General features: G+C 42.8%; 18 protein-coding genes. All 18 read right to left on the bottom strand.

Annotation, left to right across the window (positions count from 1 at the left end; translation table 11 throughout):
• Nucleotides 1-22: 22 nt before the first annotated feature.
• Nucleotides 23-205: a hypothetical protein gene (locus tag NCY30_RS03880; RefSeq protein WP_173785232.1), complete on the bottom strand. Its 183-nt coding sequence runs from the start codon at nt 203-205 to the stop codon at nt 23-25.
• Nucleotide 206: 1 nt separating this feature from the next.
• Nucleotides 207-1,724, bottom strand: coding sequence for a minor capsid protein (locus NCY30_RS03875; RefSeq protein ID WP_195464498.1), 1,518 nt, complete (start codon nt 1,722-1,724; stop codon nt 207-209).
• Complete coding sequence (locus tag NCY30_RS03870; protein ID WP_250818482.1) at nt 1,672-3,039, bottom strand: phage portal protein; 1,368 nt, start codon at nt 3,037-3,039, stop codon at nt 1,672-1,674. Before NCY30_RS03870 ends, NCY30_RS03875 begins: the two co-directional genes overlap by 53 nt.
• Before the next feature lies 1 nt (nt 3,040).
• The gene (locus NCY30_RS03865; RefSeq protein WP_250818481.1) at nt 3,041-4,444 is read right to left on the bottom strand and encodes a PBSX family phage terminase large subunit; all 1,404 of its coding nucleotides are present in this window, start codon (nt 4,442-4,444) and stop codon (nt 3,041-3,043) included.
• Nucleotides 4,437-5,207: a phage terminase small subunit gene (terS, locus tag NCY30_RS03860; RefSeq protein WP_250818480.1), complete on the bottom strand. Its 771-nt coding sequence runs from the start codon at nt 5,205-5,207 to the stop codon at nt 4,437-4,439. The genes NCY30_RS03865 and terS overlap by 8 nt, the downstream gene beginning before the upstream one ends.
• Before the next feature lie 192 nt (nt 5,208-5,399).
• Nucleotides 5,400-5,807 (bottom strand): hypothetical protein, encoded by a 408-nt coding sequence (locus NCY30_RS03855; RefSeq protein WP_250818479.1) that lies wholly within the window; start codon nt 5,805-5,807, stop codon nt 5,400-5,402.
• 205 nt (nt 5,808-6,012) lie between these two features.
• The gene (locus NCY30_RS03850; RefSeq protein ID WP_215726955.1) at nt 6,013-6,201 is read right to left on the bottom strand and encodes a hypothetical protein; all 189 of its coding nucleotides are present in this window, start codon (nt 6,199-6,201) and stop codon (nt 6,013-6,015) included.
• 79 nt (nt 6,202-6,280) lie between these two features.
• A complete protein-coding gene (locus NCY30_RS03845) occupies nt 6,281-6,448 on the bottom strand; it encodes a hypothetical protein (protein ID WP_173784436.1) in 168 nt (55 codons plus the stop codon).
• Complete coding sequence (locus tag NCY30_RS03840) at nt 6,445-6,648, bottom strand: hypothetical protein (protein ID WP_161170103.1); 204 nt, start codon at nt 6,646-6,648, stop codon at nt 6,445-6,447. Before NCY30_RS03840 ends, NCY30_RS03845 begins: the two co-directional genes overlap by 4 nt.
• Nucleotides 6,626-7,321 carry a hypothetical protein gene (locus NCY30_RS03835; protein WP_250818478.1) on the bottom strand — a complete coding sequence of 232 codons (696 nt, stop codon included), beginning with the start codon at nt 7,319-7,321 and terminating at the stop codon, nt 6,626-6,628. The genes NCY30_RS03840 and NCY30_RS03835 overlap by 23 nt, the downstream gene beginning before the upstream one ends.
• Before the next feature lie 59 nt (nt 7,322-7,380).
• Nucleotides 7,381-7,512 carry a hypothetical protein gene (locus NCY30_RS15065; protein WP_284709554.1) on the bottom strand — a complete coding sequence of 44 codons (132 nt, stop codon included), beginning with the start codon at nt 7,510-7,512 and terminating at the stop codon, nt 7,381-7,383.
• Nucleotides 7,513-7,551: 39 nt separating this feature from the next.
• The gene (locus NCY30_RS03830) at nt 7,552-7,863 is read right to left on the bottom strand and encodes a hypothetical protein (protein ID WP_161170101.1); all 312 of its coding nucleotides are present in this window, start codon (nt 7,861-7,863) and stop codon (nt 7,552-7,554) included.
• Between the two features lie 4 nt (nt 7,864-7,867).
• Nucleotides 7,868-8,146 carry a hypothetical protein gene (locus tag NCY30_RS03825; protein ID WP_250818477.1) on the bottom strand — a complete coding sequence of 93 codons (279 nt, stop codon included), beginning with the start codon at nt 8,144-8,146 and terminating at the stop codon, nt 7,868-7,870.
• Complete coding sequence (locus NCY30_RS03820; protein ID WP_250818476.1) at nt 8,133-8,645, bottom strand: YopX family protein; 513 nt, start codon at nt 8,643-8,645, stop codon at nt 8,133-8,135. The genes NCY30_RS03825 and NCY30_RS03820 overlap by 14 nt, the downstream gene beginning before the upstream one ends.
• 171 nt (nt 8,646-8,816) lie before the next feature.
• Complete coding sequence (locus NCY30_RS03815) at nt 8,817-9,176, bottom strand: hypothetical protein (protein ID WP_250818475.1); 360 nt, start codon at nt 9,174-9,176, stop codon at nt 8,817-8,819.
• Nucleotides 9,164-10,513 carry a hypothetical protein gene (locus NCY30_RS03810; RefSeq protein ID WP_250818474.1) on the bottom strand — a complete coding sequence of 450 codons (1,350 nt, stop codon included), beginning with the start codon at nt 10,511-10,513 and terminating at the stop codon, nt 9,164-9,166. The genes NCY30_RS03815 and NCY30_RS03810 overlap by 13 nt, the downstream gene beginning before the upstream one ends.
• A gap of 1 nt (nt 10,514) precedes the next feature.
• Entirely contained in the window at nt 10,515-12,680 is a 2,166-nt protein-coding gene (locus tag NCY30_RS03805) for a PcfJ domain-containing protein (protein WP_250818473.1), read from the bottom strand.
• Nucleotides 12,661-13,127: DUF7666 domain-containing protein (locus NCY30_RS03800; RefSeq protein WP_250818472.1), on the bottom strand; the 467-nt coding region annotated here is incomplete at its 5' end. The genes NCY30_RS03805 and NCY30_RS03800, both read right to left, overlap by 20 nt.

The following is a 13,127-nucleotide window of genomic DNA, read 5'->3' as shown; positions in this document are numbered from 1 at the left end:
CTCCAAAGATATTCCAGCATCGCTACTTTTGAATTGGTTCAATTCCTGGCAGGCAGCCGTGATTCACTATATAATTCATTTCTTCATTAGTCAGTACTTTAAAAGGGCTTTCCCATGAATCATCCTCTGTATCAAACTCCGGAATTGCAATATCTTTAGGTTCACAACCCAATTTATCGCATATTCTTTTATACACTTCATCCATGCTACCACACCTCCATATACACTCCTGCTTGCTCCAACCATGTTCTTACTTCTTTATCATACCCTTGCGTTTCCATCCGGTCAAGGGCAAATCCAGCATTCACAGAATTGAATTTATTCTTATCTACCCAATATTTGTACACCTTACCGTCATGACAAGCTACCAGTCCAAAATAGTACCCTCGGTTCACACAAGTCATCAAATCCGCAAGACTCGGCACACTGCTACCTGGATGGTTATGTATTGCGATAATCGTTTCTGGCTCCGATTCTTCCAGCAACTGCTTCATTTGTTTATTCATATTTGCCTTGCTCTCTACATCATAGTCTTTGTTCACTGCATATTTCCCATTGACTACATTGATAAATGCCAAATCTTCAAACTTTGTACCAGATCTATGACTTAGCATATCCTTGGAAATGTTCCATGCTCTACGATTCACCTTTGAATTGCCGGATACCTGATTGAATTTCTTTCGGTACTCCGAAGACGTAAGAAGTGATTTCTTCACAACTGTATCAGCATATTTATATTTCTTTTTACTTTCTTCGCTTTCCCTTGAAACCTTCCAATCTTCGAAATTCAATCCATGTTCCTGATAGCTGTTTATCCACTCCTCATAAGCCTCATTATCCATATATGCGGCTGTGCTGCAATGACAGTTCGGATGCATTGGTGGAGCATTCTCTCCCGGCATCATATCATCTACCTTAAAATGCTTGTCGTCCAGCCCTTTGCAAATCGGGCATACATCGCCTTTTGTGCATGCAACATACACATACTCATCAAAGCCGTTACGGATAAAAGACTGCTTCTGAGCCTCTGTCTGCACTCTTGCAAGCTCTGTCGTCATGAGCCTCTGCGCATTATAAGCACTGACACCGAATCTCTTCTCTAGATGCTTTGCAAGTTTCTTCGGATTCTGTCCTCTGATCAGTCCTGATGCAAGCAATCCTTCCAGCTCTGCTTTGAGCATTCCCTGATACATCCAAATACGATCCGAATATGTCGCATTCTTAAATGATGCATTCACGATTGCATGAGCGTATTTCTCATTCTTGAGAACGGACTTACCAAGAATACCGGCTTGTCTCTGGAACTCTTTCAGTGTTCTGTCAGTCAGCTTCTTATCGAAATACTTCTGCATCTCATCAAACCCTGATACCATCTCAAGACCGATATTCGCCTTCAGGAGTTCTAACCGGTTCACCTTCATGGTCAGATTATAGATCCGCATCTCTTCATTCGCCCGATCGGAAAGATCCTTTGTTTCAACATACTTCTTTGCCTTCCGTTCATATGCTGCAATATCCAGCTTGCTTACTCTCTTCTTTGCCTCAGCCATTGTGATGCCTTCTTTAGCAGCATATTTAGTATAGAATCCGTTGATCTCTTTATTGATCTCGTCCATCATATTGGCATAGATCTCTTTAATCTTACGATTATACTCAGCTTCTTCCTGAATATTATGTTTCTTTGCTTCCGTTTCCCGGTTCTTCCAGTACTCCTGGCTTGCCATCACCCGCACCTCCGAACATTTGTGTCATAACAGGATCTGTCTTGGCTTTTTCCTGTTCGCTCTCGATTTTTTCCATCTCATTCTGCACATTATCCACTACAGACAGTACACCAAGCTGTGTCTCTTGTGATACGATTCCATCCAAGTTGCCGGCGATCTGACTCTCCTCCAGTACATTCGATGGAATATTCGGTGTGAAATGGTAATGCAGTTTTACCCAGTCATCTTCTTTCATTCCAGATACCGGATTCGAAAAGATCAGCTTGTACCGCCGGTTCATTCCGGATGTAAACTTTCGTTCTTTTGTCTTGGCCAAATTGCTCATTCCCTGCAGCTTGTACTTCATAGCAATGCCAGAGCTTGTACCGAAATTCTCATCTGAGATATTCGCAACCATACTGATCTGGAATATCAATTTCTCCAAGCGATCAATCAAGTTCTCCTGTGTGGTATCTCCGTTTGGTTTCTGCAGAAAATCAACTATAACAGTATCGGCGTCTCCTTCCAGATTAATAATCCTTTTATCGCGGATATGTTCTAAATCTTCATCTTCCAACTTACTTCCAAGTACTTTCATGTAGGCATCCGCAAAATAATCTACATCATTTGCTTTCTCGCTGATCGCTTTGTTATAAGCGTCAATCATCGAGATTGCCGGTTCGAAGATACATGTGCGCTCCTTGTTCTCCACATACTCTGTAGCCGGCACTCCGTCAAATCCATGTATCTTTTCTTCTTCCTCCCAGACAAGCTTTCCCTTCTGGGTAAACCACCGTACCTTGGTGTCATCTGATACACTGCCATGCAGTACATCATTCGAATCTATGTACAGTCTAACGAAATACCGTTCCCTGCACAGCACCGAATCATCGTAGATCATAAAAGCATCAAACGGTGTCAGATATGTAATCCCGATATTTCCCAGTTCATCCACGTAATACATCTCGTATCCTTTTCCGTAAATGCAACAGATCTTCGACAGCTCCGCATTGTTATCGTCCTGATCATTGTACTGATCCAGGAGCTCCACATATTTTTTGATGTTGCCTGCAGCATCATCATCCACAGATATCTTAATTGGATTCCCGATAAAATATCCGTTAAATGTATCCACCATATATTTTGCAAAGTTCACAGCAATACGATTGTCTGGTTTATAATCCGGCTTCGGCTTCTGGTGAAAAATCTGGTAGTCTGTTTCATACGCATCTTTCAGATGTTTAAACCGAAAGGCGCACTCTGCATTATGTTTTGCTATGAATTCATTTAGTTTGTTATCTGTCAGTTCTTCTTCTGACGGTAATCGAAATAACACTTTACAGTCCTCCTTTCAGGTTTCTATTTAAACGAGGTTTATCCCCAAAGATTGTATAGACGAAGTATCTTACTGCGTCCATTGCATGGTCATATTGTTTTATCGGCTTATCTTCCCCTCGTTCAGCGGCTTTTGCATCCCAAATGTAAGATGCAAACTCTTTGATCGTGTTTTGACAAACATTGGAAAAGATAATTTTAATCAAATTCAGCTTTGTGGACACCAGTCTGATACCATCTTCTACATCGTTCTTTGCTTTTATTACTCTAAATCCTCTTTTTCTCAGCTCGGCAATAAATGAAGCTGCTGCCGGATCGACGATAACAGCTTTGATCTCTGTTCCATCTAGCCAGCTTTCCAAATCGTTTGCATATTCTGCATCTGTCTTTTGCCTTCCTTTGTCCCGGCCGGAGTAATAGTATTCTCTAGTGCAGTACCAGACGCCATCTGTTCCTTTATTCCACAGTAGGAAAACTGTGGCATTCTGCGTTCCATAATCGCTGCTAACGTATCTATTGCTATTTATCAGCTTTGTTTGGAATGTATTCGGATCTTCCACATGCTTTTCATTATCGAACATGTCATAAATAACACCTTCTGCCATCGCCCACAAGCCGAGAATGTAACGTTTGTAGAATACCCCTCTGTATGTATTCCGGTATCTTTCTTTGATCTCATCGCTGAGGCTCAGGTTATCATCCATAACAAAATGTACGTATAGGATATTCTTGACCGGTTCACCTTTCGCCCTTAACTCTGCTGCCCGTTCTTTTCCAATGTATCCAACGGCTCGGTCTATCCAATTGACCTTAAACCAATGGTAAGGTCCGGAAGGGTTGCAGTTAAACCAGAATTTCGATCCATCTACCGAACATCGGCCAGTAGCCTGATTCACAAAACTTTCCGGCATAAGCGCCACTTCATCAAAGAAGACTCCTGCCAGTGTGATTCCCTGTATCAGGTCCTGGGAGCTTTCGTCCCTTCCACCGAATATGTAGAAGTTATTGGTCGTTTTTCCTCTTGTGATCACTATCAGGTTGTCGGCTCTGTGGTCTACCACACCGTAGCCTCTTGCCTTTAGCATGAGTTTTAGCCAAAACAGTACATTCCTTCGAAATGATCCGATGGTTTTCCCGCACATGGCGAAATTCTGTCCGTTGAACGTTTCCATCGCCCACATCACGTAGGATAGCGACATACATACTGTCTTTCCCGATCGAATAGCTCCATCTGCTATAATCCCATCGTAATCTTTTACGGGCGACGTCGCACACCACCATGTCAGCACCTGTTTCTGCTTTTTTGAGAACGGTTTGAACTTGAATATTTGGTTATATACTGTCTGCAGACGGCTTTTCTTCATATCTTGGATCTTTTTCTTCAGATTTGTGATCTTTTCATACATCCTGATCACCCCAAACTTCTGAAGCTGTAGCGTTCATGGCATCCATGAATCCGTCGTCCGCTGTTTCATGCGATCCTCCATCCTGTTTCATGATCTGGAGTTCTAACTGCATCGTAGCAAGTTCTAGCTTGGCATCATCGTAGCCAAACTTATGGATAGCTTCGATTGCCTTCTGTTTCTTGGCCTGTACCCTCGTGAGTGCATCTTCTATCTGCTGGATTTGGCCAAGTATTCCGGCATATTCTTTTAGTTCTGTACAGTCTCCTTTTTCCAGTCCATCGGTGTATTTTACTACTGTCATTCCCGGTGGCGACTTCTCATCCTCGTTTTGCTGTGTTTCAGCATTTTTCAATGCTTCTATTCGGTGCAACATGCGGTATTCGCGAACCGTAAGTAGCTGTATTTCTTGTAAAAGCAGTTGCTCTTTGTCGAGTCCAATCGTCTCGACCAGCTGCAGTTCTTCCGGATTCAGGGTATCAAAAAAGAGAGTTTCGAACTCTCCTGTCTTAACTGCATTCTTGTTTCCCAGCGGTCCTGTCCCGCCATGTCCTTTGGCATTTTTGTTTCCCGGCTGACCGCCTCTTTTTTTCGCAACGTTGCGTTTTTTCTTTTGCAACGTTGCATTATCCCAGCACTGTCTGTTCTTCCAGCTCCGGACTGTCCCAACCGGAACATCCAGTTTCTTAGCAATCTCAATTAATTTCAGCCCTTTGTCATATAATTCTTTTGCTTCAACAGCCCTCTGATCAGGTGCTCTTGCCACGCCTCACCACCCCTCATTCATTTCGTTTTTGATTTTTATCTTTCAACAATCTCGTTTTATCTTTTATTTTCACGTAAAAAGGTGGCAGCATCATCTGCTGCCACCTTCAGGGTGAATATGTCCTTTTCAATTTTCGGACAATATCATAATAACACACTTTTATGTGCCGTGAGTGGTGATGTTTTGTGTGTTTTATATTTTTTTTGACATCAACCAGTAAAATTTCCTCCTTGCTCTGTAATATTTCTGATTCCCGCACGGGAGCCCTTTGGCATCCCGAAGGTATATGTAAGTCGCATAATCTGTGGTAACCCCTTCTAATAACCACTGATAGATATCTGCATCCGCCTCTATTGCTGTCTGCTCGATTCGCTTACATTTTTCCTGCAGCTCTGCACGTTTGATAGCCAGGCGTTCTGTTGCTGACGCCTGGCTTGGACTCCCCTTTCCTTCTTGGCCATATTGTATTGCTTTCACAGTATCTGTCATATTTTCAAGTTCTTCCCGCCATTCCGGATATTGTAAGCAATGATGTATGACCTCCAGATACCTGTGTTTGCTGATTCCATATTTATCTTTATTGATCGGTCTTCTCTTCAACTCTATACTTCCTCCCCGTCCGCCTGTCCTTGATTGTTATGATATCAAATCCAAACAAACTTGCTATGTCTTGCAGATCGGTCAGTGCCCTGCGCATATGGTAGGGCATCTGGTTGTGTCTGCGCAACGCCCTTTCTGCTGTCGGATCCTGATAACCTTCATGATTCATGGTTCTCCTTTCTGTGCGATATCGCACACATGTTTTTTACCACAGCGCTTTCTTGCGCTTCCTCCCCTTTACAAATACTGTGCATTCTTCCGGCTTACAGCCTCTGCTGTGTCCTGCAACTGCGATATAGTTACAGCGTCCCATTCCGGTTCTCCCTGACCTGTAGACGCATTTCTTACACAGGTGTCTGTCTTTATTCGGAGACTCCTTAACTTCTTTTGCCACGGCCTCTCCTTTCTCCTCCGGCCGATGCCGGAGGGAATTCTATGTTGACTGGTTATTCGTGATACAATGCCAGTTGGTGCTATTCTTTATATTTTTCTTCTATCTTCCGGAGCTGCTCTACGTGCCACAGTACTCTCTTCTTGTCCCACCATTTTTCCATCTCCTTTGCTGTGTGTAGGACGCATGGGAAAATTACAGGGTGCAGGAATGCTGTTAGCCATATCCCGATGATCATGTTTCGTGTCATCTGCCTGCTCCTTTCATGAATTGGTTGTACATCCGTTTCTTCCAGCCTGTTTCTGGTGGTGCTGGTCCACGGTTATGTTCGGCCAGGGTTCTTATCAAATCTTCAAATTCTGCTGCCGCCTGTTCCGAAAGTTCTTCCTTCAGGTTGACATTGCTCATCCAGCTGAATCCGTATTTTTTAAGAATGTCTTTCCTCGTCATTTCCTAACCACTTCCTCCTTCTCCAGTCTTTGTATCTGCGGATTTGATATTCTAACCATGATATTTCCTTAAATGATTCTTCGGATTCTTTAAAATATCTGTTTATTTTCACTTTCTTCCCATCCGGTTTTTCTATGTAAATTATTGCTTTTGTATCATAATCTCCATTTTTAGGATCTGTGAGTAACTCATCACAAACTATTTTGTCCGGTTTATCCGCCGATGCGTATGGCATCGTGATCGGATACATCGCATCATATATACTTCCGATAAATCCATTGTGGTATCCATAATTAGGATGATTGCGATTAACACAGTAACACCTATTAATGTCTGAATACTTTATTTCTCCGTTCGGAGTTACTGTTTTAAACAAGCTACTCATTCTCGAACACTGATAATGTTTTCCTTTCTCATCTGTCCATGATCTTTTCCACATTTCCTCTGTATCTTCTATCGGAGTCAGTGGCTTTCCATCGATCAGTCTATTCAAAATCTGTTTTGTGAATCCGATACTCATACCACTGTGACCATCTTCGCATAAGCTCTCAAATGCCTTTAATGCACTTTCGTAGCAAGCGCATCCATAATCAAATTCGCCTTCTTTTCTATCCGGATTTTCTCTTTTGCATGCGATTTCAACTTCATTTTTTGCCCATTCTTGTAAACTCATTCTTTATCTCTCCGTTTCTTTTGTAAGTACTTCATGCCAATCTTTTGGGTGTTTCTGTATCATGATTTCTTTCTCCTGTCCTCCGTTTCCCATTTACACATATCCCACCATTCGCAGAATAAGCAGCATCCCAGGCACCGGTTTGTCAGTACCATTATGGACCAGTGTTTTAATTTTTCTTTTATCTCCATGTCATTCACCTCTTCTTATGCATCTCTGTTCCTCTCCTCTTATGTGTGCAAAAACGTATCAAAATCCAATTCATGTTCTCTAATTCTTTCTTTTTCGAACGGATAGCTTCCGTTCATCATTGCTTTTACATCTTGCAATTCCGCTATTAACGCATCTATGCTTTCTGTTCTTGTAAATGTCATGATAACTTCTGCCTGATCTGTATTCCAACCATCCTCAACTGGAACTCTTTCACCTATTTCATGTGGTTTTTGCGTGATACAACACAATGCTCCTATGTCACTGCTTAATGCTCCCGTCATTCTGATGTCGCCTGTTCCAAATTCCATCTTTGCTTTTCCTTTTATCATTTTTTCAAACCCCATTCCGATTTATAATCTCAATCGCTCTATCTAATGTGTCTCCAACGTTTTTGTAGATAGCATCTAGTCTCTCATCTCCTGTATTGGCTATTGTTAAGTAATATGCCAGTTTCAGGTCTTTCAGCTCTTCTGCGGCTTTTTCAGTATCGCGTACTGTAGGCTGGCGATCTATCAATTCGTGTACAGCGTTCACCATACTTGGTGGATAATCACCCAGCACAGTCATTCCAGCAATCTGCACTTTGAATTCGTCTGCGTCAATCAATCTCATTCTTGCCACACCTTTCATCATCAAATATGTTCTTAATCACTTCAAACCTGTAAAACTTTGTATCGCCTTCCCTTAATATTCTTGGGCATTTGCAACGTCCCTCTTCCATAGCTCCCAATGGATATCGGACGCAGTGCCAGCCTGTAACTTCTTCAATGACGGGGCAAAAGAGCGGGCGTGTAACAAGATTGAATTTTCCGAATACAACTTCCATCAGTTCTCCTGGATTTCCATCGCACATGAGAATGTCGTGTTCCCATATTTTCTTGCCTTTCCAGTCTTCTATACCCGTCCAGATACATACCGTAATTGGATCCACCTCATGTATCTCAAGGCCATCTGGTGACTGACTTGCAATGTATGATCCAACCGGTATAATATCTTTTCTCCAACTTTCTTCGTAGTGACGGGTTTTATCCGGCATGTTGAAATAGAATCCTTCTACCCACATGTCTTTATCTTTACACTTTGCTTTGAATAGAATATCTGTAACTATCATTCCTCTTTTTCAACTCCTTGTATAAAATTCCTTTCATAGCGTGCCATCCTTAGGTTTAGTTCAAATGTAGGGCTGTGTCGCAGTCCTAAAAGCACCATGATCTTGTATACCCTTCCGTCTAAGCATCTTTTATACCAATCTTTCCAGACATTGAATCGTAATTTCAAAATATCAGCTCCTTTCCAGATAATTTCTTCCGATTAGTGCTTCGAACTCTTCCCTTGTGTGGGTTTCTTCGTACTTCCTCTGGAAGATCCGGCATAACAGCTCTCTGGTCTCTCTGCAGTTATGCGCTGCTCTCGGTCCGTCTTTGTGGTGATCTCTGCATAAGTAGACTTTAAAGCCGTTCTCTTCGCTTACCCGTCTTAGACCTCCGCCGTAGAACACATGATGTTCTTCCGTGTACTGCTGCCGGCGGATGCCTTCCAGTCTGCACAGGAAGCATTCGCCTTTTACAGTGTCCACGATCGGAGCTGGATGGTGCTTTCTTTTTTTCTTCTTGGTTGACTTCGGAAACATTAATTCACACATTCAATCTCATCTCCATTCCGATCAACCTCGGTTTCGAAGAATTCTTTCCAGAATGATTCCTTCGTCAGAACTCCAAAACTTACTCCCGGCATATTGCGGATAGCCTTTTCCATGGCTTTTCCCATGTATTCTGCTGCCGTATCGGCATCGACAGATGATATATATAATCTTCTGGTGGCGTATGCTCCTTTTACTTCTTCCGGTTGCTCTTCTGAAATATTCATGTCTGGTGGGCAATACTCTGGGAAATCTTTCGTCAATTCTGTTTGTCCCGGGATCTGTGTTTCATCATGTTTGTCCTGTGGAATCTCAGTTTTTACTTCCGTAGCTTCTTCTGTCTTTTTCGATTCTTTCTCCATTGCAGGTATTGAAACGGATCGAGGTGTGCCGTTTTCTTCTTTTTCTTCATTGTTTTCCTCTTTATTTGTCGGTGCATCTGGCTGTTTTGTTTGTGAATCGGCTGGTTTTGTTCCCGATCGTTCTGGTTTCTTCGCTTTTACCACCTTGGATTCTTTTCTCTTTTTCGGTTGCACCGGTGCAATTTCTTCTTTTTTCGGGAATTCTTCGCCATACACCTCTTCCCAGGTCTTTTCCGCATCTTCGCCGTCTGTGATCATTGTGCAATAACTCAATGCATCGTCCCATGAATAGAATTCTTTGTCTCCCGACCGGACCATGTGCAATGTAATATCTTTGGATTCGTGCATATAGAGCATGATTCGTCCAATTCCCTGGATACGGGTGCTGTAGATCTTATCTCCATCCGGTGCAAGCACTTCCTGCAGATATTTGGTCCCGCAGGTTGTCCGTACTGTTTCGTGCATGGTTTTATATAATTCCGGTTCATCATGGAATATCTGGTGCAATGCTTTCTCCAGGTTGCCGAGGTCTTTCTGTTCTTCCTTCTGTCCTTCCAGGATTACTTCGATATCTGTGATTTTCTCTTCCTCTTCGATTTCCTCTTTTACTGCCTGAATCTCTGTTTTGCTGTATGCAGGTGTCAATTCTTCTACTACTTCTTCCGGAAGTGTCAACATTAATGCAAGTTTCGCATAGCCGAACCCCTGGTACTGATCCTGCAGTTTCGGGGAATAGCCACCTTCAGAAAATTTGTCGTTGATTTTTATATATCTCGATACCTGAGAGGCATCCAGTTTGTATTCGTTCCAGGCAAATTCTTTTTCATCTGCATATCCGGAACCTTGCAGAATATCTGTATCCCTTGCCTGTTTCAACAGGTAGCCGGTGAGGACAAAGTCCTCTACCGTTCTGTTTAATACTCTGTTTACTGCCTGTTTAAACTCTTCATACCCGTTGTAATTTATAAGCTCGTCCATCTTATACCGCCTTTTCTAATAATTCTTCGATCTCTTCTGCGTCCATGAAGTCTTCTGCCAGTCCCTGCAGGACTCTTGTATTATTTTTTGCTTCCAACTCTTCGATGTTTGCATTTCTTTTCTCTTTGCTAATCTTGGCCAATTCCTTATCAGCTTTCGTCAGACGCTTTTTCAGTTCTCTCTGCCAGTCCTTCAGAAAGCCTCTGATCTGTTCGATTCCCGGTTCTTCATCCATGTAGCTACGGTGCTGTCTGATTGTGCCGGATGGCTCTACCTCAATGGTGTAGAACGGTACTCCTTCCTGTCCTTTTCTTCTCAAGAAACAGATATAGGTCTCTCGTGTCTCAATCCGATCGAAGTATCGTTCAGTGCTGCCTGCACAATGATGCAGGGCACGTCCTTCTTTTACGATATCCACCAGTGATTCCGGTACGATGATCTTGTATTCTTCATTTTCGTACTCATAGCGCTCTTTGATCTCATGTAAGGTCTTCTCAGCTGTTGGGTACTTCTCGCGCATTTCCTGAGCATATTGCTCTCTTTCTTTCTGGCTTGCCATCATTTCTTTCAGTATATCCATCTGTTGTTTATCGATCACGATTTCATCATGTCGTCTTTTCAGCTCTCTCGGTCGATATGTAAGCTCGTCCTTCATATTCTTGTTGCATGCTTTACACATGCTCAGATAATCGTTGTACTGCTCCAGGACAGCTTCTTCCGTGAATCCCGGATACTGTTCTTTCTGCTGCCGGCGGATGTAATTCATCAGCTGTGTAGTGCTCAGATACTTTCCGGCATGATATCTAATATTCTCCGGCCCAAGTCCGCATCTCAGCAGCCATCTCAGAGTTTCTGTCGGTATCTTTTCTCCTGTTTCGTCTGAATATTGCATCCAGCGAACCATTTCATTTCCGCCGTTTTCGTCACGGATCCGGTTGATTTTTTGCCGATCGTTGATGTAGAACATTTTGTTTATGTTCTTTGCCCTTATGTCTAATGGTCCGTAGTATGCCATGTTCCATCCCGGATATTCCGTGCATGCAACAGTTTCTCTCAGCAGATTCCGGAATCGTCCTTTGGCCATATATTCTATCTTTTCTGCATAGCCTTTTACCTGATATACTCCGCATAGCAGACGGTTGTAGTTTAATTTCCAGCCGGCTGCTGCCAGAAATTCTATGATCCTGATGGCATCCTTGTACACTGTGTTTTTCAGTGCTTCGCTGTAATCCCCAGGGTACATATAGCCGTCTCTTGCCCGGTAGTTCAGATTGTTGCTTTTGTGCCATCCTTCCCATGGGATATTGTAAAAAATCTTGTAACTATATCTATTACTCTTAAAGAGGTCCTGTTTGTATATCACAATGCGTATTTCTTCATCAATTTCTATCCGATGCCTTCCGGAATCCCATTCGATATCTACACGGAAGATTCTTAATACACTTGCTGTTTCGTCGATCTTATCAAGTTTATATAAGCTCTCAGGGTGGGCTGTGATATGATCTGTCCGCGTTTTTACCTGAACGAGTTTCCCGCAAGACGGGCATCGCACCATGTCATTGTGAGTCGCTTTCTTTTTGCCCTGATGTATCGGCGTTAACTCAGATCTGTCAAATGATTCTCCACAATTTGTGCAGCTGAAGTTCTCTGTTCCTTTTTCTTTAAACATATAATCCTCACCAGCTGTCTTTTCAAAGAACCATTGATCTGCGTCTTTAGGAAGTGCCGGTGCTTTGCTCATGAAATTATTTATCTTCGCTTTTCTGTTATGCTCTGCAGTCTGTCTGACATCATAATCGTAACTGTATTCCATGTGATCTATCCAACTCCATACATCGTTTGCGCAATATTTATCCTGTGTTATATCCAAGAGTCTCTTTCTATCTTCCTCTGAATCAATCTTTGGATACTTATAAGCATGTTTCATCCACACCCATTCGTACCAGTTTCCTTCTATTGCTGTTATGAGTTTTCCTTTCTTCCAGCCATTCTTTTCAGTCCAATATTCGTGTTCTCCTGTTTTGCAGTTGATGCAGTATCTCACTGCCAGAACCTTGTCATTGAATACATTAATGATTGCAATATCGTCTAATGTCTGGACTGTCGCGATATGCCCTTTTTTCCTGGTCTTTGCTGGTTCTATCTTCTCAATTGCTTTCCGTTTCATCTTGCACCTCCACGAGTTCCCGGTTGGCTGTGATCGTATATTTTACTCCCGGTTTGATTCCGCTCTGCCCTACTACGCCAACCTTGGCCGCTATAATGTTTCCTTCGCTCTCAAGGATCCATCCGACCGCCGTTCCCTCAATCCCGTATACGATCGGTCTTTCTCCTCTTGCTATTGCAAGCAGTCTGCCTGCTCCTGTATGTGCAGCATCGCTCGTGATCATTACTCCACCCACCATACTGATCCATTTTCTTTGCGGGTGCTCGACCATGTACATCATGGTGTGGCCGGCGATATCCAGCAGATCCAGTTCTTTGATCAGCGTCAATTCCGTGGATACTACCATGGAGCAGCCGTCCTCTTCATCGATACTTCCTCCTGATTCGCACAAGAAGAACCGGCTTTTATCGTTCAGCCCGTACCACATCATGCAGTCTGGGAGATATT

This window comes from Dorea sp. MB18-49 (assembly GCF_023669465.1).
GTDB lineage: Bacteria > Bacillota > Clostridia > Lachnospirales > Lachnospiraceae > Dorea_A > Dorea_A longicatena.
The sequence above is the reverse complement of the archived record's forward strand: the minus strand, read 5'-3'. Positions and strand labels throughout refer to the sequence as shown.

Bases quoted from the DNA above. Each gene is read 5' to 3' on its own strand.
- NCY30_RS03825 (WP_250818477.1), bottom strand. From the start codon at position 8,146: ATGAGATTGATTGACGCAGACGAATTCAAAGTGCAGATTGCTGGAATG.
- NCY30_RS03865 (WP_250818481.1), bottom strand. From the start codon at position 4,444: ATGTATGAAAAGATCACAAATCTGAAGAAAAAGATCCAAGATATGAAG.
- NCY30_RS03805 (WP_250818473.1), bottom strand. From the start codon at position 12,680: ATGAAACGGAAAGCAATTGAGAAGATAGAACCAGCAAAGACCAGGAAA.
- NCY30_RS03810 (WP_250818474.1), bottom strand. From the start codon at position 10,513: ATGGACGAGCTTATAAATTACAACGGGTATGAAGAGTTTAAACAGGCA.
- NCY30_RS03875 (WP_195464498.1), bottom strand. From the start codon at position 1,724: ATGGCAAGCCAGGAGTACTGGAAGAACCGGGAAACGGAAGCAAAGAAA.
- NCY30_RS03840 (WP_161170103.1), bottom strand. From the start codon at position 6,648: ATGACGAGGAAAGACATTCTTAAAAAATACGGATTCAGCTGGATGAGC.
- NCY30_RS03830 (WP_161170101.1), bottom strand. From the start codon at position 7,863: ATGATAAAAGGAAAAGCAAAGATGGAATTTGGAACAGGCGACATCAGA.
- NCY30_RS03820 (WP_250818476.1), bottom strand. From the start codon at position 8,645: ATGATAGTTACAGATATTCTATTCAAAGCAAAGTGTAAAGATAAAGAC.
- NCY30_RS03845 (WP_173784436.1), bottom strand. From the start codon at position 6,448: ATGACACGAAACATGATCATCGGGATATGGCTAACAGCATTCCTGCAC.
- NCY30_RS03815 (WP_250818475.1), bottom strand. From the start codon at position 9,176: ATGTGTGAATTAATGTTTCCGAAGTCAACCAAGAAGAAAAAAAGAAAG.
- NCY30_RS03880 (WP_173785232.1), bottom strand. From the start codon at position 205: ATGGATGAAGTGTATAAAAGAATATGCGATAAATTGGGTTGTGAACCT.
- NCY30_RS03835 (WP_250818478.1), bottom strand. From the start codon at position 7,321: ATGAGTTTACAAGAATGGGCAAAAAATGAAGTTGAAATCGCATGCAAA.
- NCY30_RS15065 (WP_284709554.1), bottom strand. From the start codon at position 7,512: ATGGAGATAAAAGAAAAATTAAAACACTGGTCCATAATGGTACTGACA.